The sequence below is a fragment of the Bacillus sp. GW823-FHT06A11 genome (assembly GCF_058795355.1).
This window is the reverse complement of record NZ_JBXAHS010000001.1, coordinates 144,323-168,187: the sequence shown is the minus strand read 5'-3', so window position 1 is coordinate 168,187 and position 23,865 is coordinate 144,323. Positions and strand designations below refer to the sequence as shown.

Here is a 23,865-nt window from a genome sequence, read left to right as displayed (position 1 = left end):
GGTAGGCCCAGTACTTCCGGTAGGCCCAGTACTTCCGGTAGGCCCAGTACTTCCGGTAGGCCCAGTACTTCCGGTAGACCCAGTACTTCCGGTAGACCCAGTACTCCCGGTAGACCCAGTATTTCCAGTAGGCCCCGTAGGTCCAGTAAGCCTGTAAGGGAAAATAATGTCAAGGGCCATTGACATTATTTCTTTTTTTCTAATTTCATTATTATCTTGAATATAAATCACCTCATCTTTTTAAATAAGAATGTAATAGATTTAGTATTTTTTAAATAGAATGATTAATTTATTATATTAATTAAAGCGGTTATAGCAACGGTAAAATGTTTAATATATGTAATAATTCTTTGGGAAGAAAAAAGAGAATAGTTATAAAGTTATTCTTTAATGATAGGGGTCATAATGATGTGTATGAATTAAAAAACATGTGGAATGAGGTATTAAATTGAAACGCAATGACAATTTATCATTGAATAAGGGGATGATAGGACCAGAAAATATTGGACCTACATTTCCGATTCTTCCACCAATTTATATTCCAACAGGAGCAACAGGCCCGACCGGAGAAACGGGGCCGATCGGAGTAACAGGACCGACTGGAATAACAGGACTAACCGGAGAAATGGGACCGACCGGAATAACAGGACTAACCGGAGAAACGGGACCGACCGGAATAACAGGCCCAACCGGAGAAACGGGACCGACCGGAATAACAGGACTAACCGGAGAAACGGGACCGACCGGAATAACAGGAGCAACCGGAGGAACGGGGCCGATCGGAGTAACAGGACCGACTGGAATAACAGGACTAACCGGAGAAATGGGACCGACCGGAATAACAGGATTAACCGGAGAAACGGGACCGACCGGAATAACAGGAGCAACCGGAATAACGGGGTCGATCGGAGAAACGGGGCCGACCGGAATAACAGGCCCAACCGGAGAAACGGGACCAACTGGAGAAACCGGATCAATAGGGATAACGGGACCGACGGGAGCAACAGGGATAACAGGAGCAAAAGGACCAACTGGAGAAACGGGAGCAACTGGTCCTACTGGGGGCATTGGTCCTATAACCACAACCAATTTGTTATATTACACTTTTGCAGATGGAGAGAAACTTATATATACAGATGCTGACGGGATACCTCAATATGGTACAACGAATATTTTGTCTCCTAGTGAAGTTTCTTATATTAATTTGTTTGTTAACGGAATACTGCAACCACAACCATTATATGAAGTGAGTGCTGGTAAATTAACTTTATTGGATACGCAACCACCATCGCAAGGATCTTCAATTATATTACAATTTATCATTATTAATTAAAAGGACAGTTCCTTAATGAAAAGGAATCTGTCCTTTTTGTTTTATATTTGAATAGTTAAAATTAAGTGAAGGTACATTCAATTTCTAGCTGTTATAAATGGTTGAATGATAGGAATTTTAACTTCAATCCTTTTCATAGTGTATTGGAATAAAATATAAAATGAATTTTTCAATATAGTATATGAGAGTTCTCTATAATACAAACGGCTTCATGTTTAAAAAAGAGAACACAATCTTAGTAAAGAAATAAGGTATATTTATATGAAAAAAATGGCACTGTTAATTGTTGAGTATATTCAAATTAATATGTGTATTTAAACCTAAGAGATAAACGTGGAAAAATAAAATAAACTCTTAAGTTTAGGTATTTAATCTAAGCAGTCAATTATTAAAAACATATAATTAATATGTGAGTCATGAACATAATTAAATAGCGTTTGCAAGTTTAATTATATTTCATGTTTCCTATTTTAAGTCAATATATAACACATACTCTTTTACAACTTTATGATCCTTATAATAGGAAAAACTCAAATATAAAACAAGTAAGGAGGACATAAATGACAAGTAATAATTGTTTCGGTCATAACCACTGCAATAATCCGATTGTTTTCACTCCAGATTGCTGTAACAATCCACAAACAGTTCCAATTACTAGTGAGCAATTAGGTAGATTAATTACTTTACTAAACTCTTTAATTTCGGCTATTGCAGCGTTTTTTGCAAATCCAAGTGATGCAAACAGATTAGCTTTACTCAATTTGTTTACTCAACTATTGAACTTACTAAATGAATTAGCACCTTCTCCAGAAGGGAATTTCTTAAAACAATTAATTCAAAGTATTATTAATTTACTACAATCTCCTAACCCAAATCTAAGTCAATTACTTTCTTTATTACAACAATTCTACAGTGCTCTTGCACCATTCTTCTTCTCTTTAATTATTGACCCTGCAAGCTTACAACTTTTATTAAACTTATTAACTCAATTAATTGGTGCTACTCCAGGAGGCGGCCCAACAGGTCCAACAGGTCCAACAGGTCCAGGAGGCGGAGCAACAGGAGCAACAGGAGCAACAGGTGCAACAGGAGCAACAGGTCCAACAGGAGCAGGAGTAACAGGAGCAACAGGTCCAACGGGAGCGACAGGTCCAACAGGAGCAACAGGATCAACAGGTCCATCAGGAGTAACAGGAGCAACAGGCCTAACAGGAGCAACAGGAGCAACAGGCCTAACAGGAGCAACAGGAGCAACAGGAGCAACAGGTCCAACAGGAGCAACAGGTCCAACAGGAGCAACAGGTCCAACGGGAGCAACAGGTTTAACTGGTGCAACAGGCTTAACTGGTGCAACAGGAGCAACTGGTGGCGGAGCTATTATTCCATTTGCTTCAGGTACAACACCATCTGCGTTAGTTAACGCGTTAATAGCTAATACAGGAACTCTTCTTGGATTTGGATTTAGTCAGCCTGGTGTAGCTTTAACTGGTGGAACAAGTATCACATTAGCATTAGGTGTAGGTGATTATGCATTTGTAGCACCACGCGCAGGGGTTATTACGTCATTAGCTGGTTTCTTTAGTGCAACAGCTGCTTTAGCTCCATTATCACCTGTTCAAGTGCAAATACAAATATTAACTGCACCTGCAGCAAGCAATACGTTTACAGTACAAGGCGCACCTCTTTTATTAACACCAGCATTTGCCGCAATAGCGATTGGTTCTACAGCATCAGGAATCATTGCTGAAGCTATTCCAGTAGCGGCTGGAGATAAAATACTACTGTATGTTTCATTAACAGCAGCAAGTCCAATAGCTGCAGTTGCTGGATTTGTAAGTGCAGGTATTAATATCGTTTAATTTGTTACAATGTTTAGTAGGAAATTAAACAGAGGTTTGTATATAGTCCTTCCTAATAAATTTAGGAAGGACTATATTTTTTGAGGAAATAAGTAATAAATCAATTGAACAATTACTCTTTATTAAGTTCGTATAAAAAAGTATAATTTACCCTTTCTCATTTAAGGCATAAGTTATGTAACTTTAAAAATTTCCGACCAGCAAAAAAAGATGAATTCTTTTAAAAAAGAATTCATCCATAAAATAAACTATTTATTTTTATTACAGTTACATCCTTTTTTCTTTACATAGCCTTGCTCGGCTAAGTCTCTTTGCGATTGGGAATTGGAAGATTGAGAATTGGAAGATTGAGAGGATGCTGAAGAGCTACTATTTTTATTATAAGAGTAGTTTTTTCGATAGTTATAATTACTCATAGTACTATCACCTCCAATTTAATATATAAATATTATATGTATGTACACTATCAATTGTTACTATTATTAATAGGAAGAGAACATACAATAAAAAAATCTCCTCGGTATTTTCCTAGGAGATAAATGATGATTCTTTTAAAAATTTACAAATTAATAGCCCCAGTAAAGAGGAAAGTAATAAGAATCTTGGGGATACGGATTATGTTGTTGAGGGAGGGGCTGGGTTGGGTAATTTTTCATTCCACGGTTTTGATTGCAGTTTGCCGGAGGGCCAATAACAGTAGTTGATTGAATAGGAGAAACCGCTTGTTTCCATTGTTGTTCATTGAGGCAGTAAGTATGGGCCATCATATGAGCCGGAGTTAATCTTAAAATATCAGAACCGAAAATAACTTCTGGCGCTGGGGCATTGAAAATAGCTAATAAATGAGTATTATCAGCTGTAGCAATTTCATAATGCCACCACGCTTGTGGAATGTTGGCAACTTGCCCCGGTTTTATCGGTAAGTTTAATATTTGATTCGTAAATGGATTAAGTAAAGAAACAACAGCAGACCCTGAAATACAATAAACAAGTTCAGCTGCATTTTGATGAATATGTGGTTCTACAACATTTCCTGTACTTAAATAAATATCTAATAAAGAAGTATTTTCTAAAGTGTTTAATTGTTTAATACCAAGTACATTTATATAATTTTGGGCATCTTTCCGAAAAAAATTACTTTTATTTACATCATAAGTAAAATTGGTTGAGGGGGAGGTATAGTCGATGTTGGCAGTCAATTATATTACCCGCCTTTCTATAGGTAAGTTAGGTTACAAAATTAGGATATGTGTCTAGTCTTTGTTTTGTGCTGTTGTCGGTAGCTTAATAAATTCACTTATTCCATAAAGAATAAAGTATAAAGATTAAACTATATTCGTATTCCCATTCATACTTTGGATTGATGGAAAAAAGTAATGAAAATGTTAATTTAAAAGTACATCAATCATTTATAAGGAGTGAATGTTCATGTCATTTAGTGAAATGATTAGAAATGAAGTACTCAGCTGGGCGGGTGTTTCTGAAAAACCGCATCGATTTGGTGGTATTGAAATAAATTATGGTAAGAAAGAACTTGGCCATCTTCATGGTGATAAATTAGCTGATTTACCATTTCCGAAGTTAAAGCGAGATGAATTAGTGAAGCAAGGATTGGTAAAACCACATCACGTATTACCTGAATCAGGATGGATCAGTTATTATATAAAGAGTGAAGAGGATATTCCATTTGCAATTGAGTTATTTCGTATGCAATATGACCGAATTAAAAAGTAATGAAATAAAGTAGGGTAATAAAAATTTATTTTCATGTCACATCCCTCCTTAATCGTTCGTCTTGTATGTAGAACGATAAGGAGGGATTTTATTATGAATACATTTGATGTAGCAATTGTTGGCGGTGGGCTTGCTGGATTAACAGCATCTATATATTTAGCGAAAGCTGGAAAGAAAGTGATTGTATTAGAAAAATCCAGTCAATTCGGTGGCCGAGGGATGACTATAAATAAAAATGGAATCTGCATGAATCTTGGTGCACATGCTTTATATAGAGGCGGGGCAGCGTTTATAACTTTTAATGAGCTCGGTTTGAATCTTCCAGGTGGAATACCATCTACAAAAGCACATGGAATATGGAAAGGGGATATATTCACCATCCCAACAGATTTTCGCTCAATTTTATCAACACCACTACTTTCGTGGTCTGCAAAAGTACAATTCTCACGTCTTATGATTCGTTTAGGAAATTTAGATGTAGGAGAAGTTCCGAAAATGAGTCTAACTACATGGGCAGAAAATGAAATAAAAGATCCAATGGTTCGTAATATATTTTATGCGCTATGCCGGACAACAACATATACGTTTGCTCCTACAATACAATTAGCATCATCTGTACTAAAGCAAATACAGCTTTCTATAAAAGAAGGAGTGCTTTATGTAGATGGTGGTTGGGAGACGATAATAACAAAATTAAGAGATTTAGCGAATGATGTCGGGGTAAAATTTTTGGCTAAAAAGCATGTTTTGGAAATAGAGCATTATGAAGATAAACAAAGAATACATTGTGTTGATGATGAGGTTTTTGCAGTAGATACAGTCATCGTGACGACTCCGCCAAAAGAGGCTTGTAAAATAATAAAAGGTGCAGAAGGAACAAGTTTGCATAGATGGAATGAACAATCGGTACCGGTTACTGTTGCTGCATTAGATATTGGCTTGAGACAATTACCCAATCCTACACATCAATTTGTATTAGGATTAGATCAACCTATATTTTTCACAAATCAATCGAGAGCAGCTAAATTAAGTGAAGATGGATCAATTGCAGTGAGTCTAATTAAGTACCATAATCTTATGCTAGAGATGAATCATATTCATGAAGATAAAGAACAGTTGGAAAGTACGATGGAGTTGTTACATCCAAATTGGAAAAGAGAAGTTGTTGCACAGCAATATTTACCGAAAATAACAGTAGTACATGATTTTCCTCATATTGACCGTGTTGAAAAGCCGGGTCCTAATATACCTGAAATGCCAGGTGTTTATGTTGCAGGAGATTGGGCAGGGCATGATGAAATATTAGCTGATGCTGCGGTAGCAAGCGGGAAACGAGCAGCGTTACACATTTTAAAGCAATATGGAAGTGAGGCAGTTCATCATGGAAACGGAGCAGTTATATGAAGCGTATCAACCATTATTATTTTCGTTAGCATACAGAATCCTTGGGAGTGTTATGGATGCTGAGGATATCGTTCAGGATGTATTTATCTCGCTAAATAATATAGAAGATCCTCAATCTATAGAAAATATGAAAGCATATTTATGTAAGATGGCGACAAATCGTTCAATTGATAAATTACGATCGGCAGCGCATAAACGTAACGTGTATGTAGGGATGTGGTTACCAGAGCCACTTGTAGACGAGAGTGATGAGCCATCAAAGTCATTTATAATGAAAGAATCCCTTTCCACCGCATATTTATTACTTTTACAACAACTATCTGAGGTAGAAAGGATTGTTTTCATATTAAGAGAGGTTTTCAGTTATGAATACGAAGAAATAGCTTCAATTGTTGATAAGAGTAGTGTGAACTGCAGGAAGATCTTTCAACGTGCACGAAAAAGCATTTTGGAGAAACCGAAGCAATCAAAATTAAGCACGGAGAAAATGGCTTCTTATGTTGAAAAGTTTGTATCATCATTACAGTGTGGGGATGCGGAAGGTATGTTAGAAGTATTAAAAACAGATGCTATACTCAAAGCTGATGGTGGTGGTAAAGTTACGACTGCGATTAATCCGATTTATTCTGCGGATCGAATTATACGTTTGTTCTTTGGGATTGCACAACGATTGACAGAAGAGTACACTGTTGATTTCAAAATGGTAAATGGTATACCAGGAGTTATAGTTACAATAAATAATAAAGTAACGTATGTTCTTTCGTTTGCATTTGAGGATGAGAAAATTTCAAATATTTATATGATGGTTAATCCTGAAAAACTTATGCATTTAAATGTAAAAATATAAAAAAGCGCATTTCTTCAGAAATGCGTTTTTTATTATTTTTCTAACATTTCAAGAGGTACATCTTTTTCGCCCGCTACCTCAAATTTAATTTCCCCGTCTTCTTCATAAATACGTGTAATAATCGGTATAGTAATCATTAATTTTTTATGCTGCTTTCGTTTTCGAGCAGCATCTAAGCTAATCACGTTCATTTGTAAGCATCCTTTCTTCTGGAAATATAAAAACAAAGAAAATGCGTCCGAAAAGGGCGCTTAATTGAATTTGAAATACCGATTCATTTAAATGGGGTTTATATAATTTAATAACTGCAATTTTAATATGAAATAATATGAATGGAATAATTGCACGTAGAAATTAACTTTACCAAAAAACGAAACAATATGCTATAAAAAATTATAAATCTTTGTCATATAACAGGAAAAAGGTTTTTGTTTCGCATATAATAAAAAGTAGACGGGCAGCAAGAGCTTTTTCATCATATTGCTTGGAAAGGCGATGAAAAGAATGGATACAGTAGATTCATTATTATTGCAACTTGAACAATATGGAGAAGAGCATGATCGAAATAAAAAAACAAGGGAAGAAAAACTACGGAATGTTTCTCGTGAGATGGGGCAATTTTTATCAATTTTAGTAAAAGGGTGTAATGCAAAAAATATCTTGGAAATTGGAACTTCTAATGGTTATTCTACATTGTGGTTAGCTAATGCGGTAGAAGAAACAAATGGAAATGTAACAACTGTAGAGCTTTCTTCAGAACGAGTTGGAGAGGCACTTGTCAATTTTGAAAAGGCAAACCTGTTACAAAGAATCGATATTCATAATCAAGAAGCAGGGGCATTTTTAGATTCCCAATTAGATCATTCATTTGATTTTATTTTCCTAGATTCAGAGCGCACGCAATACATGTGGTGGTTTGAGCATATAAAACGTATGTTACAACCAAAAGGTTTTCTTGTTGTTGATAATGCAACTTCTCATGCGAGTGAATTAGATGAGTTTATAAAAATGATTGAAGAAGATGATACGTTTGAAACGGTGTTATTAGCGTTTCAAAAGGGAGCATTTGTAGCTCGCAAAAATAAATAGAAGTGAGTGTAATAGAATTATCACATTGAAAACGGGTGAATGTCAAAAGATTGAGTGTAGCACGATTGAAAGAACGTAAATTATTTAGGAAATATATGAAGAATCCGCCTTCAGCATGTTGTTCTCTAGGTCTTAAGTCTGAGGAAAATTATGTTGATTACAGGTATACTTATAGTAAGAAACAGGGAATGACTGCATAAACAGGCATTTCTAAAAAAGTCGATTTCAAGCAGTCAGAATGTATATGAAATACGATATAATTGATGAAATATAGTGCATATAAATTCGCACATATAAATAAAGGAGCGATTTTGTTGACTGAACTCGAGAAAAAAGAACCTGTATCCATTGTGAAAGATAATAATGTAGAAGTAGTAGTTGATACAGTTATAAAAGATGCAGAATTAGAGGAACTAAATAAAGAAGCGGATCTTTATGTACAAAAGTTAAATAGCGAGCAAAATACAGATTTATCAAAAGTATTGTCTCAGCTAGGAGATTTAGGGGATAAAGAGCAACAAGCAGCAGGACAAACGTTATCAGCTTTAAAACGCCCTGTAACAGCGATGATGAATGGGAAAAATGAAGAAATTCCAAATACATTGTTAGAATTACGAAAAGTGGTATCAGAGCTTGATCCCAATTCACTTAAAGCAAGTGGTATGAAGAAAATAATGTTTAAAGTATTCAAGAAAAATCCACTTGAAACATACGTGCATAAATACCAATCTATAGATAAACAAATCGAGGAAATTATTAGATCCCTTCTAATTGGTCGTGATAACTTACAAGAGGATACAGTTGGTCTTGAAATGTTAAAAGAACAATCGCACGATAAAATTCATGCTCTTGATAAACAAGTATACTTAGGGAAAAAGCTTGCTGGCATGCTTGAAGCTGAGAAACAAAACCCAGAGCGTCAAAGGGATATTCCGTTAATTAACGATGCATTAGAAAAGATACTTGTACGTACACGTAATATGCAGCAAGCGAAAAGTGTATTATTACAATCTATAGCTTCTGTAGACATCATTAAGAAAAATAACGAAAAATTAACAGAGGCAATACGTAATGCGATTACGATGACGCAAAACGTTGTAACAGTTTCAGCTGCTATTCAGCTTGCATTAACGAATCAACGTAAAACAATTGATGCAGTAAATGCGACGAATGAAGCAATTGAATCGATGGTATTAAGTAATTCTCAAGCGTTAAAACAAAATACAGAAGAAACGACGAAATTGCTTGAAAACCCTGCTATTAGCATGGATAAATTACGTGAATCATTCCAAAATGTGTTCGCTGCAATTGAAGCATCTGAAAAATCTTCAGAACGTATTATTGAGTCAAGTAAGAAGTTCGTTATTGAACTAGACACATTTAATGATGAGATGAAGCAGAAACTCATTCAGCGTCCAAGGAAATAACTGATTATTAGAGGAGGTGAACAAATGAGTTTCATTCAAACAGTACTATTACTACTCGGTACATTGCTTTTAATAGCATTTACTGTCGTTGTTTTAGTCGTATACTTCGGGCGGAAACTGTATTTTTCATGGACGAAGCCATATAAAAGAGCGCAAGATTCTCTAGATAAGATATCAAACAAATCAATACCGTTTCTACAAGAATTTACACAACATCCACTGTTTTATCGCTGGATTCGCACCGAAGGAAAGAAAGAACAAAATACATTAAATACTCTATTTTGTACATCAGGTCAACGTACGAGAGAGCAAGTCTTCTCGATGTTACCGAAAGAAAAGCAGAAAAAAGTGCATGTAATGGCAAAAACTACGAAAAAGCTTACGAATGAAGATATTGATGTGGCTGCGATGAAAGTGAAAGATTTCTTAAGACAAGAAACGCAGCAAACTGTAAAACCGACAGACTTATCATTTTACAAATTGTATTTTTATGACCGTTATCCAGACGCATTAAATGCAATTCAAGCGTATAAACGCTCAATAAATCCTTCATTACAAAGAACGGTTGATGATATTACAATTTCAGTATTAAATGCACTTCCGTACTATCAAGAGCAACGCATGTTTGAACAACAACATAAACTTGAAACATTCTTAATGAAAGATTTAACGGCCATGTTATCGTTGGTAGTACAATTACCACCTTCACAAAGACCAGAGAAGGAAGAAGAACTGAAGATCTACTTGGAAAATTTCAAAAAAGAAATGGAAGTAGTAGAGCGAGATATTCGCGACTCGATTGATCACGATTTAAATGTGAAGATGAGAGCAGCGACTGAGAAGTTTAAGAATAAATAACAAAAAGCGCCTTAAAAGCTAAATATCACAGCTTTAAGGCGCTTTTTTTATGAGGTTTTATTTTGCTCTAACGGTAGTATGACTAGAAGCCACACTTTCATTATGCAATCGATCAACTGCAGTTACGACATACGTATACGTTTCTCCAGAAATAGCGGTTTTATCTACATAAATTTCTCCAAGTTTTGTTTTTCTTACAGTAGTAAGTAAATTTTTTGGGTTTTGTATATCCACTTCATTTTTCCCATTCACGCGGTAAATAGCGTAATAAGCAGAATCATTATCTCTATTGTCAATGATACCGATTGCAATACCTTCATCTCTTGGAATGGCGCCTTTTAAAGTCGGCTGTTTTGGTGGATAATGATCAAGCCAAGGCATAGGCGGGATTAATGCAGGATGTTTATATATGTTTTTTGAAAGTCTATCTTTAACTCCGAGTGGATTGTTATTAATATCTTTTAAGCTAAAATGCATACTACCTTTTATATCAGGATATAGCCGGTTTAATGCAATTTGTTTTGGATATTCTTCTGGATCAGACCAAGCAGGGACGGAGTTATTATTAATTTTATAGGCCGCTTGACCGATGTATAGGTGAAGCGGTTTGTTATTTGTTTCTTTAACCCACCAATCTACTAATATGTCATATGCAGCTGGGGTGAAACCTATATTCCAATATATTTGCGGTGTAATGTAGTCAATATATCCTTTTTGTATCCACTCACGTGTGTCAGCATAAAGGTCATCATAGTTTCTTTGGCCTGCGGTTGTGTTAGAGCCAGTGGGATCGTCAGCTATATTTCGCCATACGCCGAACGGACTAATGCCAAACTTTACATATGATTTTTCTTGTTTTATAGCAGTATTTAAATCTTTTACAAGTTCATTTACATTATTACGTCGCCAATCTTCTATATTTGTAAATCTACCATTATTATATGTTTCGTATGTTTTCTGATCTGGAAATTCTTCACCGGCTACTTTATATGGGTAAAAATAATCATCCATATGCAGCGCATCAATATCGTAATTTTGTACGATTTCTAAAGCGCCTTCTGTTATAAATTTTTTCACTTCCGGAATACCGGGATTGTAATATAACTTTCCGCCATAAGTGACAACCCAATCGGGATGTTGCCTTGCAGGGTGATTATTTGATAATCGATTTATATCGGTGTGATTCATCGTTATTCGGTATGGGTTAATCCAAGCGTGGAATTCTATATTTCTTTTATGAGTTTCTTCAATCATAAATGCGAGCGGGTCATAACCAGGATCTTTTCCTTGTGTTCCTGTAATGTATTCAGACCAAGGACCGTAATTTGAAGGATAGAAAGCATCAGCGGTTGGTTTAATTTGTACAACAACTGCATTCATACCAGTGCTTTTTACATCGTCTAATAATCTTATAAATTCTTGTTTCTGTTTTTCAATGGGTAAGCCAGTTTTTGAGGGCCAATCAATATTCAGAACAGATGCAATCCATACAGCACGTAATTCATGTTTTTTGTACGTAGTATTTACTTCAGCATAAGTAAAGTGAGGGGGAATGAAAGAGAAAGGGATGAACAAGATGACGATACAACATATCATTAATAAACGTTTAACGATCATTTATACGCCTCCCTATCATATGATTATTTAAAATAATATATGAGGCGAGGTTGACTTTGCAATAGAGAAAATTGCATATTGAAACATTAATTTAATAGGAAAAATATTTTTAATGAAATTTACTTTCATTATAACTAAATTCATTTACTACTTCATATGCTTGTTAGTAAAGTGAAACTTCCTTTCATTTGAAGGGTAATAAATTATAAGTATAGGAGGATTAATAAATGAAAGTTTTGTTCGTCTGTTCTGGAGGAATGTCCAGTGCAATTGTTGTAAACGCTTTAAAAAAAGAAGCGGAGAAAAATGGTGTGAACATGGAAGTGCATGCAATTGGAACGAATGAGGTAGAGGAAGAAGTAAAGAATGGCTGGGATGTCGTAATGGTGGCACCTCAAATAAGACACCGATTTGACTCTGTAAAAAAATTTGCAGAGGAGGAATCTATTCCGTGTGGCATCATACCGCCGCAAGCATACACACCGCTTGGTGGCCCGACTTTATTAAAAACTGTAAATGAATTAATAAGTTAGGGGGAAACGTTATGAATAAGTTTGTCACGTTTCTTGATAAAAACTTATCTGGACCGATGGCAAGGCTTTCTGAGCAGAGACATTTACAAGCAATCCGTGATGGAGTTATTTCGGCGTTACCATTTATTATAGTAGGAAGCTTCTTTTTAATAGTAGCATTTCCACCACTGCCGAAAGATAGTTTCATATCAGTTTGGGCATTAAAGAATCAAACAAGTATATTGATACCATATCGTTTAACCATGTTTATTATGTCCTTATATATCGCATTTGGAATAGGATATAATTTAGCGAAAAGTTATAAATTAGATGCTTTATCAGGAGCACAGCTCGCGGTATGTTCACTACTTTTAACATTAACGCCTGAGTTAATTGATAAAAAAGGATTCATGCTTCCGATGACAAATCTCGGAGGTCATGGATTATTTGTGACGATGATTGTTTCTATTTTATCCGTAGAGATTTTAAGATTTTGTAAGAAGAAAAATGTAATGATTAAAATGCCAGAACAAGTACCGCCATCTGTATCGCGTTCATTTGAAGCACTTATACCTGCAGCATTCGTTATTATTATAATGAGTCTAGTAACTGTCGTTTTTAGCATTGATTTACACCATGTTGTTGATAAATTAGCAGCACCATTAGTAAAAGCTGGGGATAGTTACTTCGGTGTAATGATTCCAGTGTTTTTAATTACGTTTTTTTGGTCATTCGGAATCCATGGTGTGTCGGTTGTTGGAACTGTTGCTCGGCCATTATGGGAAGTATACCTAGGGAAAAATGGTGAAGCAGTTGCTAGTGGAGCAGATCAGTTGCCATTTATTTCACCAGAGCCGTTATATCAATGGTTTATATGGATTGGCGGTTCTGGTGCGACGTTAGGGCTTGTATTAGCTATGATTATATTTGGTCGATCGAAATATTCGAAAGCATTATCAAGAACTTGTATTGTTCCGGGTATTTTTAATATTAATGAACCAGTCATATTCGGATTACCGATTGTACTAAATCCAATTTTAATTATCCCATTTATCATTACACCACTTGTAACAGCAACTGTTGCATATTCAGCAACTGCGATGGGATTTGTAACACCAACGCATATTATGCCGCCATGGACATTACCTGCTCCAATTGGTGCATATTTAGCAACAGGTGGAGATTGGCGTGCGATTGTATTAGTATTTATAAATATAGCAATATCGTTCCTTATTTATTTACCATTCTTTAAAATGTACGACAAAAATATGCTTGAAATTGAAAAGAATGGTGACGGGGAATCTGTTAATCCTTAATCTGCACGCTGTTATTTTGAGTGATAGACTTTTTGTCTATCACTTCTTTCACATTAAAACTAGAAAGGGGGAAATAGAATGAATATAAAATTTAGTTATAAAGGCGTATTTTTATTATTATTTGGAGTGATTTGTGCAAATTTACTTTTTGTCCCTTTATTAGGCATGCTAAATCTATCACAAATGCATAGTATATGGCTCGTTACAAGTATTGCGGCAAGCGTTTTGCTTACGGTAGTTGTTTCTTTCATTGATGGATCGTTTGCATCGAAAGCTCAGTTGTTTTTTAGATTTATATTGTTTTCGATTGGTTGTACGTTCGTTACTTACATGATTGTTTTTTAGTAAATAGGAGGTCATGCACGTTATGTATATTGCAGGGGTAATGTCTGGTACTTCATTAGATGGAATAGATGTAGCGCTCGTTCATATAGAAGGAAGTGGTGTAGATTCTAAAATCGAACTCATCCATTTTACTACTGTTCCATTTTGTAATGATATGAAAAATGAGATCCAACAAGCGTTATCAATTGAAACTTCGAATGTCCAACTTATATGTAGTTTAAATTTTAAACTTGGTTTATGCTTCGCCAATGCTGTAAAGGAAGTTTGTAAAGAGGCCAATTTTCCTTTGAGACAATTAGATTTAATAGGCTCTCACGGACAAACGATTTATCATCAGCCAAAGCAAGAAGGTAATATTCTTTCTTCAACTTTGCAAATTGGGGAACCAGCAGTAATAGCGTATGAAACGAATACGACAGTTATTTCTAATTTTCGAACGATGGACATGGCAGCTGGAGGACAAGGTGCACCACTTGTACCATATTCAGAGATTATTTTATATCGTCACAAAACTAAAAATAGACTACTACAAAATATCGGCGGGATTGGTAATGTGACTGTAATACCAAGTCAACTAAGTGAGAAGAGCGTTATAGCATTTGATACAGGTCCAGGTAATATGGTAATGGATGAAGTATGCCAAAGGTTATTTCAGTTGTCATATGATCAAAATGGTAAGATTGCAAAACAGGGGGTAGTTGTAGAAGAAATTTTGACATATTGTATGAACCACCCATTTTTGAAAATAAATCCACCGAAATCAACAGGTAGAGAACAGTTTGGAGAAGCGTTTGTGACTGAATTATTGAATCGATTTGAAAAGCATAGTAGAGAAAATATATTGGCAACTGTCACGATGTTTACAGCAAGTTCAATTGTTCATCATTATCAGGAATTTATTTTTCCGTATTATGAAATCGATGAAGTAATTTTAGGCGGGGGCGGAAGTTATAATCGTACACTTGTTGAAATGATACGATTTGGATTAAAGGAAGAAAAATGCAAAATATTTATTCAAGAAAATTTAGGCTATTCCTCAGCGGCGAAAGAAGCGATCGCCTTTGCGGTTTTAGCAAACGAAACGTATTATCGTAATCCGAGTAATGTGCCGAGCGCAACAGGTGCTAAGAATTCCGTGGTTTTAGGGAATGTAACATTCCCTCCAATATGTAAATGAAAATGAGGCGAACATATGAAGTATATGATCGGAGTAGATGGCGGGGGAACGAAGACAGAGGCAATTGCATTTGATCAAAATGGAAATGAAGTTGTAAGAGGTATGAGCAGATTTGGAAATGTATTAATAGATTTTGATGAGGCACTTTTGCATATTATGGAAGCAATTGATCAATGCCAGAAGAGTTTAATAAATGGGCATTGCGTTTGTGTTTGTTTAGGGTTAGCCGGCATAAGTGGCGCGAATACAAATGAATTAACATTACGTTTAAAAAAGAAATACGGAACAGAAATTGAAATTTTTAATGATGCAATGATTGCGCATGCAGCTGCTTTAAAAGGTAAGGATGGAATATTAACTATAGGTGGTACAGGGGCAATTTGTATCGGAAAGAAAGGAGAAGTGTATGAGTATAGCGGTGGATGGGGACATATTTTAGGTGATGAGGGGAGCGGATATTGGATTGCATTACAAGCTTTAAAGAAAATGGCAATTCAATTCGATCAAGGAATCAGTCTTTGTCCATTGAGTTTGAATATTCAAAGTCAGTTTCAACTGTTGACACCGTCTCATATAAAAAGCTTAGTATATACTTCTTCTAAAGATAAAATTGCAGCAATCGCGCCATTAGTTATTCAGGCAGCGAGAAATGGCAATGATTATGCGCATGAAATTATAATGCGAGCTGGAAAGGAATTAGCAAGAATTACGGTAGATGTTTATAACAAGATGCAATTTAAGCGCTCAACTCCAATTGCAGTAAGTGGCAGTATATTGCGTTTAGTTCCTGAAATATTTGCTGCATTTAAGAAATGCTGTGAAGAAAGTATTAAAGAAATTGTATTTGTATCACAAGCAGAAATGGCAGTGAAAGGAACATATTATTTAATGAGGGATATATATTTTTAAAAATAGCGTATGAGAATTTTTGTATGATTTGTAAAAATATGATGTTAAAATGTATAAAGGGATGTATGTTAAAACGTACAATATACGTAGTAATTGAATATTGTATATGTAATCCCATGTAGAAAGTGAATGATTACATGATTAATAGTATGCAGTTTTTATATTTGATGGCTTCTTATTTAATTGGAAACATCTTGACCGCTTATATAGTAACAAAATTGAGACATAACGTTGATATTAGGGGTGAAGGAAGCGGAAATCCTGGTGCAAGAAATATGGGGCGCGTATATGGAAAAGGGTATTTCATCGCTACATTTTTAGGTGATGCGATTAAAGGGGCAATCGTTGTTACTGTTGCAAAATATCTTTTTGAAGATCCTACATTCGTAATGTTAACATTATTGGCCGTTATTATTGGACATATTTACCCAGTTTTATTTAAAGGTAAGGGCGGTAAAGGTATTTCAACATTTATTGGAGGATTAATCGCATTTGATTATTTGATAGCGCTTACCCTCATAGGCATTTTTATTGTATTTTATTTAATATTTAAAGGATTTACGAAGCCAGGACTAATTACGATTGCTTGTTTACCAATTTGTATGATTTTTTATTCTTATTCTATTGTTACGACTATTTTAAGTGGAATGATTATTGTACTTATTCTATATGTAAATCGAGAATAAAATGAATGTTTAATAAGTGGGGATAATCTCCACTTATCATTTTTTATTAAATAGATAAAGGAGATAAGGCATGGGGTTAATTTATAAAGTTGCTGATCAAGATTGGGAATTTGAAAGTATACATAAATTGAATTATAAAACTTTTGTAGAAGAGATTCCGCAACATGAAGAAACGAAAGACCGGTTTCGTATAGATCGGTTTCATGAAGAAAATACATATTTAATTTGTTTAGATGAGGATAGATTAGTAGGTATGGTCGCGGTGCGGGGAAAACGACCATTCTCGTTAGATTATAAAATTTCAAATTTAGATATTTATTTGCAAGAGCATGGAGAAAAAGTGTATGAAATTCGTTTACTTTCAGTAGAACGTGAATATAGGAATGGAAGAGCGTTATTAGGATTAATTCGTTTTCTACATCGTTATTTGCTTCTAAATGGATATGAATTGGCACTCATTTCTGCAACAACACGTGAACTAGCTTTATATGAGCAAATGGGATTCAAATCTTTCCATACGTTAGTTGGTACAGAAGAAGCAGCCTTCCAGCCAATGTATGTTACCCCTGCTATGTTTGAAGAATCGAGTGTTGGAAGTATTATGACGAAAGAATACACGTTTTTACCTGGTCCAGTAGATATTGAAGAGAATGTTCGAAAGGCATTTTCTACGCGGCCTATTTCGCATCGCTCTAAGTCATTTCAAGTGACGATGGACAATGTGAAAAAACGGTTACTTCACATGACAAAAGCAAAACATGTACAGCTTATGTTAGGAACAGGGACGTTAGCAAATGATGCAATTGCTTTGCAACTACGTTCTTTAAAAGGGAAAGGACTAGTATTAACAAATGGAGAATTTGGAAATAGATTAGTTGGGCATGCAAAACGAGCACAATTACATTTTGATACGTATAAAAAGGAAATGGGAGAGCCGTTTATTTATAACGAATTAGAAGAAATAATGACAACCGGAAATTATGAATGGCTTTGGTTTGTTCATCATGAAACATCTACTGGAATGTTAAACGATTTAAACGAGCTAAATACTCTTTGTAACGAGAATCAAATGAAACTATGTGTAGATTGCATAAGCTCAATTGGAGCAATACCAATAGACTTGAAGGATGTGTATTTTGCAAGTGGTGTTAGCGGTAAAGCGATTAAATCATATACAGGAATTTCTTTCATTTTTCATAACCACATTGTAAAAATAAACGAGGCTGTGCCGGCTTATATGGACATTGGTATGTATGAAGAAAATGAAAGCATTCCATACTCACAATCATGGAATTTAATTTATGCATTGCAAGAAGCGTTGAAGAGATTTGAAGATGAAAAGGCATTTGTAAAAATTAAAGAGACATACGATTATGTTGAAGAAGTTATTACTGATATGGGGTTAAAGCTTGTTTCACCTAAAGAACATGCCGCGAAAATTATATTTACAATTCAATTAAGCGAAGGTCAGTCTTCTAAAACGGTAGGTGATGCGTTAGCTTTACAAGGATATATTGTCCATTATGAATCAGCGTATTTACAAAAGAATAACTGGATCCAAATTGCATGCCTGAATCATTATAAAGAACGTGATATGAAGAGGATGTTAAATTGTTTGCAAATGTGTTTATTTCAGAGTGGGGTACATATATAAAGACTTTTTCTTTTCGTATAAAGGAGCTACGACTTACGAAAACTTAGGAATAGAACATTGGAAGAGGTGTAAGTATGATAACTAGAAAACTACCATTACATATAGACGATATTAAAAAAGCTCACAAGATTCTAGATAGAAATGCTCGTAAAACGCCATTAGTAAAATCTTTTTACTTGACTAGTAAAACGGGCGGAGAAATTCATTTGAAATTAGAAAATATGCAATTAACGGGTTCTTTTAAATTCCGTGGCGCATTTAATAAAATGTCGCGGCTCACGGATCAAGAAAAAGAAAAAGGTGTAATTGCATGTTCAGCAGGTAATCATGCACAAGGAGTTGCATTATCTGCTCATTTACTCGGTATTAAGAGTAAAATTGTTATGCCAATTTCTGCACCGCAGGCGAAAGTTGAAGCAACTAGAGGATATGGATCTGAAGTGATTTTACATGGTGAAACCTTTGATGATGCAAAGGCAAAATGTGAAGAAATTATAAGGGAAACAGGTGAGACATACTTACATCCATATGATGATGTAGAGGTAATGGCTGGTCAAGGTACAATTGGATTAGATATTCTTGATGATATGTGGGATGTAGATACTGTTATTGTACCAATAGGTGGAGGCGGAATTATTTCTGGTATTTCTGTAGCATTAAAATCTTTTAATCCATCGATTAATATAATTGGTGTCCAAGCAGATAATGTTCATGGAATGAAGGCATCTTACGATAAAGGAGCAATCGTAGAACATTATGAGGCACCTACTATTGCAGATGGTTGCGCAGTTAAAATACCAGGGGAATTAACATTTGAAATTGTAAAAGAATTAGTAGATGATATTGTAACTGTATCAGAAAAAGAACTGGAAGTAGCGATGAAAGATTTATTACAACGTGGGAAAGCTGTTGTAGAAGGTGCAGGTGCATTAGCAACTGCTGCACTTCTTGCAGGAACAGTTGATAGTTATATAAAAGGGAAAAAAGTAGTAGCTGTTATATCCGGTGGGAACGTGGACTTACAGCGCATATCAAGTGTATGTGAGCACTTTTTTGTCGCTAATGAAGTGAAATAGTTTTATAAAAGAAGAGCTAAGAGAAATGATCTTAGCTCTTACTTTTTGTCTACCGTTTACTGTAAGTATCAATAATTTTGCTGTTTAATGAATTGTTTTATTTAAGCGCCAATTTTTACACATATCTTGAACGTTACAATAATTATTTCAATATTGTCGAAACATAAGCAGAAATTTAATATAATAGTTTTAATGTGCTAATGAGCGGTGAGGAGGGCAGGTCATGAATAAAGAAGAACAGGTCATGAACGGTTTCAGGGAATTATATAATAAGCTGGTTTGGCTTAATAAAGATAAGATGGAAGAAGGTCTTAAAGGTTTTAAGTCTTCTGAAGTTCACTGCATTGAATATATTGAAAACAATGCAGATTCTAACGTGACACAACTCGCAGAGGCTTTTTATGTGACTCGCGGTGCTATAAGTAGAATGACTAAGAAGCTCATACAAAAAGGTTTTATTGAAAGCTACCAAAAGTCAGAAAATAAGAAAGAAATTTATTTTAGGCTTACCGAACAAGGGAAAGAAATTTATAAAATCCATGAAAATCTGCACAAAGAGTTTCATGAGCGGGATAAAGCTGTATTTGAGCAAGTAACTAAAGAAGAATTCGACAGTATAATTCGTTTCGTGGAAAAGTATAGTAGACATTTGGATGCAGAAATAAAGAAACAAGGTATACATATTAAATCGTAATACATTTTAATAATGAAATGGCAGCCCTACTCTAATGCGAATAGGCTGCTTTTTTATTATGTCATTTTTGTTGACTAATCAACAAAACGGAGTTATTATTTTGTTGACGAAGCAACAAAGTATTTTAAGGAGAGAAGTTAAATGTCTATATTTAGATCACAAAATGAAAGGGAAACTGAAAAAAGCATAGATAAACATGCTTTACTATTCGGACTTATTTCTGTATTTCTTTGTGGTATAGGTTTCAGTATCATCATGCCTGTAGTCCCATTCTTAGTACAGCCATATATAAGTAATCCGGAAGAACAAGCATTAGTTGTAACACTACTAACTTCCGTATATGCGGCTTGCGTGTTTTTAGCTGCCCCAGTACTCGGGGCTTTAAGCGATAAGTATGGCCGTCGTCCATTACTTTTAATATGCTTATTTGGTTCTGCAATTGGGTACTTAGTTTTTGGAATAGGAGGAGCTTTATGGGTACTATTTGCTGGACGCATAATAGAAGGAATAACAGGCGGGAGCATAAGTACTATCTTCGCATACTTTGCAGACATCATTCCAAAAGAGCAGAGAACGAAATACTTTGGATGGGTGAGTGCAGTTGTAGGTGCGGGAACTATCATTGGTCCAACCATTGGGGGGGGACTTGCCAAGTTTGGTGATACTGTACCTATGTATTTTGGTGCAATCATAACGTTAATAAATGTTGTATATGGGATCAAATATATGCCTGAGAGTCTTGAAAAAAATAATAGGTTGAAAGAGATTACTTTTGTAAGGTTAAATCCTTTTGCACAGCTAGCAAACATACTTTCCATGAAAAGTTTAAAATGGTTACTTGTCTCAGCGTTTTTACTTTGGATACCTAACGGATCTTTACAAGCAATTTTCACGCAATTTACAATGGATACTTTCAGTTGGAAACCTGCATTAATCGGACTTATGTTTTCAATTTTGGGCTTTCAAGACATCTTTTCACAAAGTTTTATCCTGCCAAAGCTTTTGATCCAGCTTAGTGATAAACAAATAGCAATTCTTGGGATGGTTTCGGAGATTATAGGATACAGTTTTATTGCGGCATCAGCTTTGTTTTCACTCTATCCACTACTTATCGTTGGAATGCTGATGTATGGTTTTGGGGATTCAATTTTCGGGCCTTCATTCAACGGGATGCTTTCAAAGTCTGTTAGTTCTAGTGAACAAGGAAGGATTCAAGGTGGAAGCCAATCTATTCAAGCTTTAGCAAGAATGATTGGTCCTATTATTGGAGGACAAATCTATGTATCACTTGGTCATACTGCACCTGCTTTTATGGGTATGATCCTTATAGTCGCGGCAATAGCAGTTTTGTATAAGGGGACACATGCAACTATATAAACTATCTGCACTGTTATTGACTTTCGTTATGAAAGAATCTCTCTACCGGAATCTTTCATGAATCAATTGCATAACAAATATAAGAACAAATAATAGGGTGTCAGAACTTAGGAACAAGTGCTGACACCCTATTTGTTTACAGTTTGAGGACTAAGAGAAATTCTTTTACTTTTTAGGAATTTATATTGTGCAATACTCTCATGGTAAATGACTAGATAGTTTAATTATGCTTGTGCTGAAGTAAATAATGACTCCATTTTTACCTTGCTTTTCTCTCGAATTTCAGCATCTGCATGGCGCATCACATATTTATGCGCTACAGCGATTGCTAAAACATCATCTAATAAGCCAATCCCAATAATAGCAGCTATATCTGGAATGAAATCGATTGTTAATACGTAATAAGATAAAGCGGCTAATATTATGAATTTCGCTTTAGTAGGTAATTCTTTCTTTTTCATTGTGTAGAATAAGATAATACTTTCATATACGCTGGATTTACCGAGGTTTACAGAGCTTTTTTTGAACTTTTTCCAAAGTGTCTGTTTCTCCATATAAACACTCCTTTTACAAAAACATAGATTTTTTAAAAGGATGGACAAAGAAGAGAGAGATTAATCAATTTTATTGTTTTTCTTAATTATATATTTCCATAAAAATAGGGGAATACCTGTTCAAAATAATATAATGTGGATTATGCAACGATTCACAGTGTTCCGTTACATAGTATATATATTGTAAAATGTATGTGGGTGATTTAGTTATTATTATGCATTTTATAAGCGGTATGGGGGAAGAAAAATGAAAATAATAGAACTACCAATTGAATTCGAATTTAACGGGCAAAAACAATGTATTTATCCAAGTTTAATTATATTACATAATGAATTAACGTTAGTCGATACAGGATATCCAAGTTTTTTACCTTTAATTGAAAATGCAATATTAAAACATGGATATGAGATGAAAAACTTAAAGAATATAATTATTACCCATTATGATGACGATCATATAGGATCTTTATATGATTTCAAAGTGAAATATCCAAATATTAATGTTATTGCTAGTGAAATTGAATCTAACTATATTAATGGTGATATAAAATCAGAGAGGTTAGTTCAAGCTGAAGAAATGTTAGAACGTATGCCAAATGAAGAAAAAGAATTTGGTAAATGGTTTATACAACAGTTAAAAAATATAAAACATATTTCCGTCGATGAAAAAGTACATGATGGTCAAATGATTTTGAATAATGAATGTCAAGTAGTGGCAACGCCAGGACATACCTCGGGGCATATTTCATTATATTTTCCCAATTTAGACTGTGTAATTACAGGAGATGCAGCGGTTCAAGAGAATCGAGAGTTAGTTATAGCTAATCCGAATTTTTGTTTAGATATAGAAAGGGCGGAACAGTCTTTAAATAGGATTAAAAGTCTTAAAGCAGCACAGTATTATTGCTATCATGGAGGAAAGCTTACTGTATAAACTAATGAAAACCGGTCTTTCCCAAATCGAAAAGATCGGTTTTTTAGTTCATATATTTTGCGAGTTCAACCAAATCAGTAACATTATATTTCGGTAAAATTGAAGTATATATGTAAAGAAGAATATATATAATTTGAGCAAGGGTATAGGGGGGAGAAGATGGGTTCGTTATTTGATGTAATAGCAGATATCATTTTATTTTATCCTCGAAATGACATGAAATTGAAACACCATATCGCAAAATTAAGTGAATTAGAGTGGTTTTGAAATCTACATGAAGATCCGAAGTATACAAGTTTAATTTGGAGTAATAGAAAAATTAAGAAGTTCATTTTGTCTTCTACTAACATGGAAGCATTAATAAAATCTGAGAAAAAGCAAAAAGAATTTGTTCATCTAGTACAGGATGAATATAAAAAAAGAAGATAAGAATTTTTTTATTTTTCATATTTGGCGAAACAAA

23 protein-coding genes and 2 pseudogenes are annotated in these 23,865 nt (G+C 34.7%); 20 read left to right on the top strand and 5 right to left on the bottom strand.

Going from position 1 to position 23,865, the window contains the following annotated elements; translation table 11 throughout:
• A pseudogene (locus AC1Q8L_RS00655) lies at positions 1-231 on the bottom strand (collagen-like triple helix repeat-containing protein); the annotation flags it as partial.
• 217 nt (positions 232-448) lie between these two features.
• Between AC1Q8L_RS00655 and AC1Q8L_RS00650 the strand changes: the two are divergent.
• Both AC1Q8L_RS00650 and AC1Q8L_RS00645 read left to right on the top strand, forming a co-directional pair.
• Positions 449-1,333 carry a DUF4183 domain-containing protein gene (locus tag AC1Q8L_RS00650; RefSeq protein ID WP_098311979.1) on the top strand — a complete coding sequence of 295 codons (885 nt, stop codon included), beginning with the start codon at positions 449-451 and terminating at the stop codon, positions 1,331-1,333.
• A gap of 560 nt (positions 1,334-1,893) precedes the next feature.
• Complete coding sequence (locus AC1Q8L_RS00645; protein WP_492339389.1) at positions 1,894-3,192, top strand: exosporium glycoprotein BclB-related protein; 1,299 nt, start codon at positions 1,894-1,896, stop codon at positions 3,190-3,192.
• Between the two features lie 566 nt (positions 3,193-3,758).
• On the opposite strand, the gene AC1Q8L_RS00640 is transcribed toward AC1Q8L_RS00645, so the two are convergent.
• The gene (locus tag AC1Q8L_RS00640) at positions 3,759-4,391 is read right to left on the bottom strand and encodes a cupin domain-containing protein (RefSeq protein ID WP_000126322.1); all 633 of its coding nucleotides are present in this window, start codon (positions 4,389-4,391) and stop codon (positions 3,759-3,761) included.
• Positions 4,392-4,620: 229 nt separating this feature from the next.
• Here AC1Q8L_RS00640 and AC1Q8L_RS00635 point away from each other — a divergent pair, with 229 nt between their 5' ends.
• The 3 genes from AC1Q8L_RS00635 (at position 4,621) to AC1Q8L_RS00625 (ending at position 7,177) form a co-directional block, all read left to right on the top strand.
• Positions 4,621-4,926, top strand: coding sequence for a luciferase domain-containing protein (locus AC1Q8L_RS00635; RefSeq protein WP_000010317.1), 306 nt, complete (start codon positions 4,621-4,623; stop codon positions 4,924-4,926).
• A gap of 93 nt (positions 4,927-5,019) precedes the next feature.
• On the top strand, positions 5,020-6,330 hold the full coding sequence (locus tag AC1Q8L_RS00630) for a phytoene desaturase family protein (protein WP_001091206.1): 1,311 nt from the start codon (positions 5,020-5,022) through the stop codon (positions 6,328-6,330).
• On the top strand, positions 6,308-7,177 hold the full coding sequence (locus tag AC1Q8L_RS00625) for a sigma-70 family RNA polymerase sigma factor (protein ID WP_000447145.1): 870 nt from the start codon (positions 6,308-6,310) through the stop codon (positions 7,175-7,177). Before AC1Q8L_RS00630 ends, AC1Q8L_RS00625 begins: the two co-directional genes overlap by 23 nt.
• A 32-nt stretch (positions 7,178-7,209) precedes the next feature.
• Here the strand turns inward: AC1Q8L_RS00625 and AC1Q8L_RS00620 are convergent, their stop codons facing one another.
• The gene (locus tag AC1Q8L_RS00620) at positions 7,210-7,368 is read right to left on the bottom strand and encodes a hypothetical protein (RefSeq protein ID WP_001100984.1); all 159 of its coding nucleotides are present in this window, start codon (positions 7,366-7,368) and stop codon (positions 7,210-7,212) included.
• A gap of 304 nt (positions 7,369-7,672) precedes the next feature.
• On the opposite strand from AC1Q8L_RS00620, the gene AC1Q8L_RS00615 reads away from it, so the two are divergent.
• From AC1Q8L_RS00615 to AC1Q8L_RS00605, 3 genes are all read left to right on the top strand, one after another.
• Positions 7,673-8,266 (top strand): O-methyltransferase, encoded by a 594-nt coding sequence (locus AC1Q8L_RS00615; RefSeq protein ID WP_002094007.1) that lies wholly within the window; start codon positions 7,673-7,675, stop codon positions 8,264-8,266.
• Between the two features lie 314 nt (positions 8,267-8,580).
• A complete protein-coding gene (locus AC1Q8L_RS00610; RefSeq protein ID WP_000137396.1) occupies positions 8,581-9,693 on the top strand; it encodes a toxic anion resistance protein in 1,113 nt (370 codons plus the stop codon).
• A 24-nt stretch (positions 9,694-9,717) separates the two neighbouring features.
• Entirely contained in the window at positions 9,718-10,551 is an 834-nt protein-coding gene (locus AC1Q8L_RS00605; protein ID WP_000008373.1) for a DUF3974 domain-containing protein, read from the top strand.
• A gap of 57 nt (positions 10,552-10,608) precedes the next feature.
• Here the strand turns inward: AC1Q8L_RS00605 and AC1Q8L_RS00600 are convergent, their stop codons facing one another.
• Positions 10,609-12,168 carry a glycoside hydrolase family 10-like protein gene (locus tag AC1Q8L_RS00600; RefSeq protein WP_000636002.1) on the bottom strand — a complete coding sequence of 520 codons (1,560 nt, stop codon included), beginning with the start codon at positions 12,166-12,168 and terminating at the stop codon, positions 10,609-10,611.
• A gap of 227 nt (positions 12,169-12,395) precedes the next feature.
• On the opposite strand from AC1Q8L_RS00600, the gene AC1Q8L_RS00595 reads away from it, so the two are divergent.
• The 10 genes from AC1Q8L_RS00595 (at position 12,396) to AC1Q8L_RS00550 (ending at position 21,914) form a co-directional block, all read left to right on the top strand.
• Positions 12,396-12,701 carry a PTS sugar transporter subunit IIB gene (locus tag AC1Q8L_RS00595; protein WP_000865907.1) on the top strand — a complete coding sequence of 102 codons (306 nt, stop codon included), beginning with the start codon at positions 12,396-12,398 and terminating at the stop codon, positions 12,699-12,701.
• 11 nt (positions 12,702-12,712) lie between these two features.
• Positions 12,713-13,996: a PTS sugar transporter subunit IIC gene (locus AC1Q8L_RS00590; RefSeq protein WP_001032277.1), complete on the top strand. Its 1,284-nt coding sequence runs from the start codon at positions 12,713-12,715 to the stop codon at positions 13,994-13,996.
• Between the two features lie 78 nt (positions 13,997-14,074).
• Complete coding sequence (locus AC1Q8L_RS00585; protein ID WP_001021963.1) at positions 14,075-14,341, top strand: hypothetical protein; 267 nt, start codon at positions 14,075-14,077, stop codon at positions 14,339-14,341.
• Positions 14,342-14,363: 22 nt separating this feature from the next.
• Positions 14,364-15,518, top strand: coding sequence for an anhydro-N-acetylmuramic acid kinase AnmK (gene anmK, locus AC1Q8L_RS00580; protein WP_000274971.1), 1,155 nt, complete (start codon positions 14,364-14,366; stop codon positions 15,516-15,518).
• Positions 15,519-15,533: 15 nt separating this feature from the next.
• Positions 15,534-16,427 (top strand): BadF/BadG/BcrA/BcrD ATPase family protein, encoded by an 894-nt coding sequence (locus AC1Q8L_RS00575; protein WP_000876626.1) that lies wholly within the window; start codon positions 15,534-15,536, stop codon positions 16,425-16,427.
• A gap of 137 nt (positions 16,428-16,564) precedes the next feature.
• Positions 16,565-17,113 (top strand): glycerol-3-phosphate 1-O-acyltransferase PlsY, encoded by a 549-nt coding sequence (plsY, locus tag AC1Q8L_RS00570; protein WP_000610838.1) that lies wholly within the window; start codon positions 16,565-16,567, stop codon positions 17,111-17,113.
• Between the two features lie 70 nt (positions 17,114-17,183).
• The gene (locus AC1Q8L_RS00565) at positions 17,184-18,767 is read left to right on the top strand and encodes an aminotransferase class V-fold PLP-dependent enzyme (protein WP_000523042.1); all 1,584 of its coding nucleotides are present in this window, start codon (positions 17,184-17,186) and stop codon (positions 18,765-18,767) included.
• 74 nt (positions 18,768-18,841) lie between these two features.
• On the top strand, positions 18,842-19,843 hold the full coding sequence (tdcB, locus tag AC1Q8L_RS00560; RefSeq protein ID WP_000632954.1) for a bifunctional threonine ammonia-lyase/L-serine ammonia-lyase TdcB: 1,002 nt from the start codon (positions 18,842-18,844) through the stop codon (positions 19,841-19,843).
• Positions 19,844-20,066: 223 nt separating this feature from the next.
• The gene (locus AC1Q8L_RS00555; protein WP_001030895.1) at positions 20,067-20,537 is read left to right on the top strand and encodes a MarR family transcriptional regulator; all 471 of its coding nucleotides are present in this window, start codon (positions 20,067-20,069) and stop codon (positions 20,535-20,537) included.
• Between the two features lie 141 nt (positions 20,538-20,678).
• The gene (locus tag AC1Q8L_RS00550) at positions 20,679-21,914 is read left to right on the top strand and encodes an MFS transporter (RefSeq protein WP_000021817.1); all 1,236 of its coding nucleotides are present in this window, start codon (positions 20,679-20,681) and stop codon (positions 21,912-21,914) included.
• 224 nt (positions 21,915-22,138) lie between these two features.
• Here the strand turns inward: AC1Q8L_RS00550 and AC1Q8L_RS00545 are convergent, their stop codons facing one another.
• Positions 22,139-22,468 carry a YkvA family protein gene (locus AC1Q8L_RS00545; RefSeq protein ID WP_000415089.1) on the bottom strand — a complete coding sequence of 110 codons (330 nt, stop codon included), beginning with the start codon at positions 22,466-22,468 and terminating at the stop codon, positions 22,139-22,141.
• Positions 22,469-22,715: 247 nt separating this feature from the next.
• Here AC1Q8L_RS00545 and AC1Q8L_RS00540 point away from each other — a divergent pair, with 247 nt between their 5' ends.
• A complete protein-coding gene (locus tag AC1Q8L_RS00540; protein ID WP_000691161.1) occupies positions 22,716-23,402 on the top strand; it encodes an MBL fold metallo-hydrolase in 687 nt (228 codons plus the stop codon).
• Between the two features lie 159 nt (positions 23,403-23,561).
• Positions 23,562-23,831, top strand: a pseudogene (locus AC1Q8L_RS00535) (hypothetical protein).
• Positions 23,832-23,865: the final 34 nt, after the last annotated feature.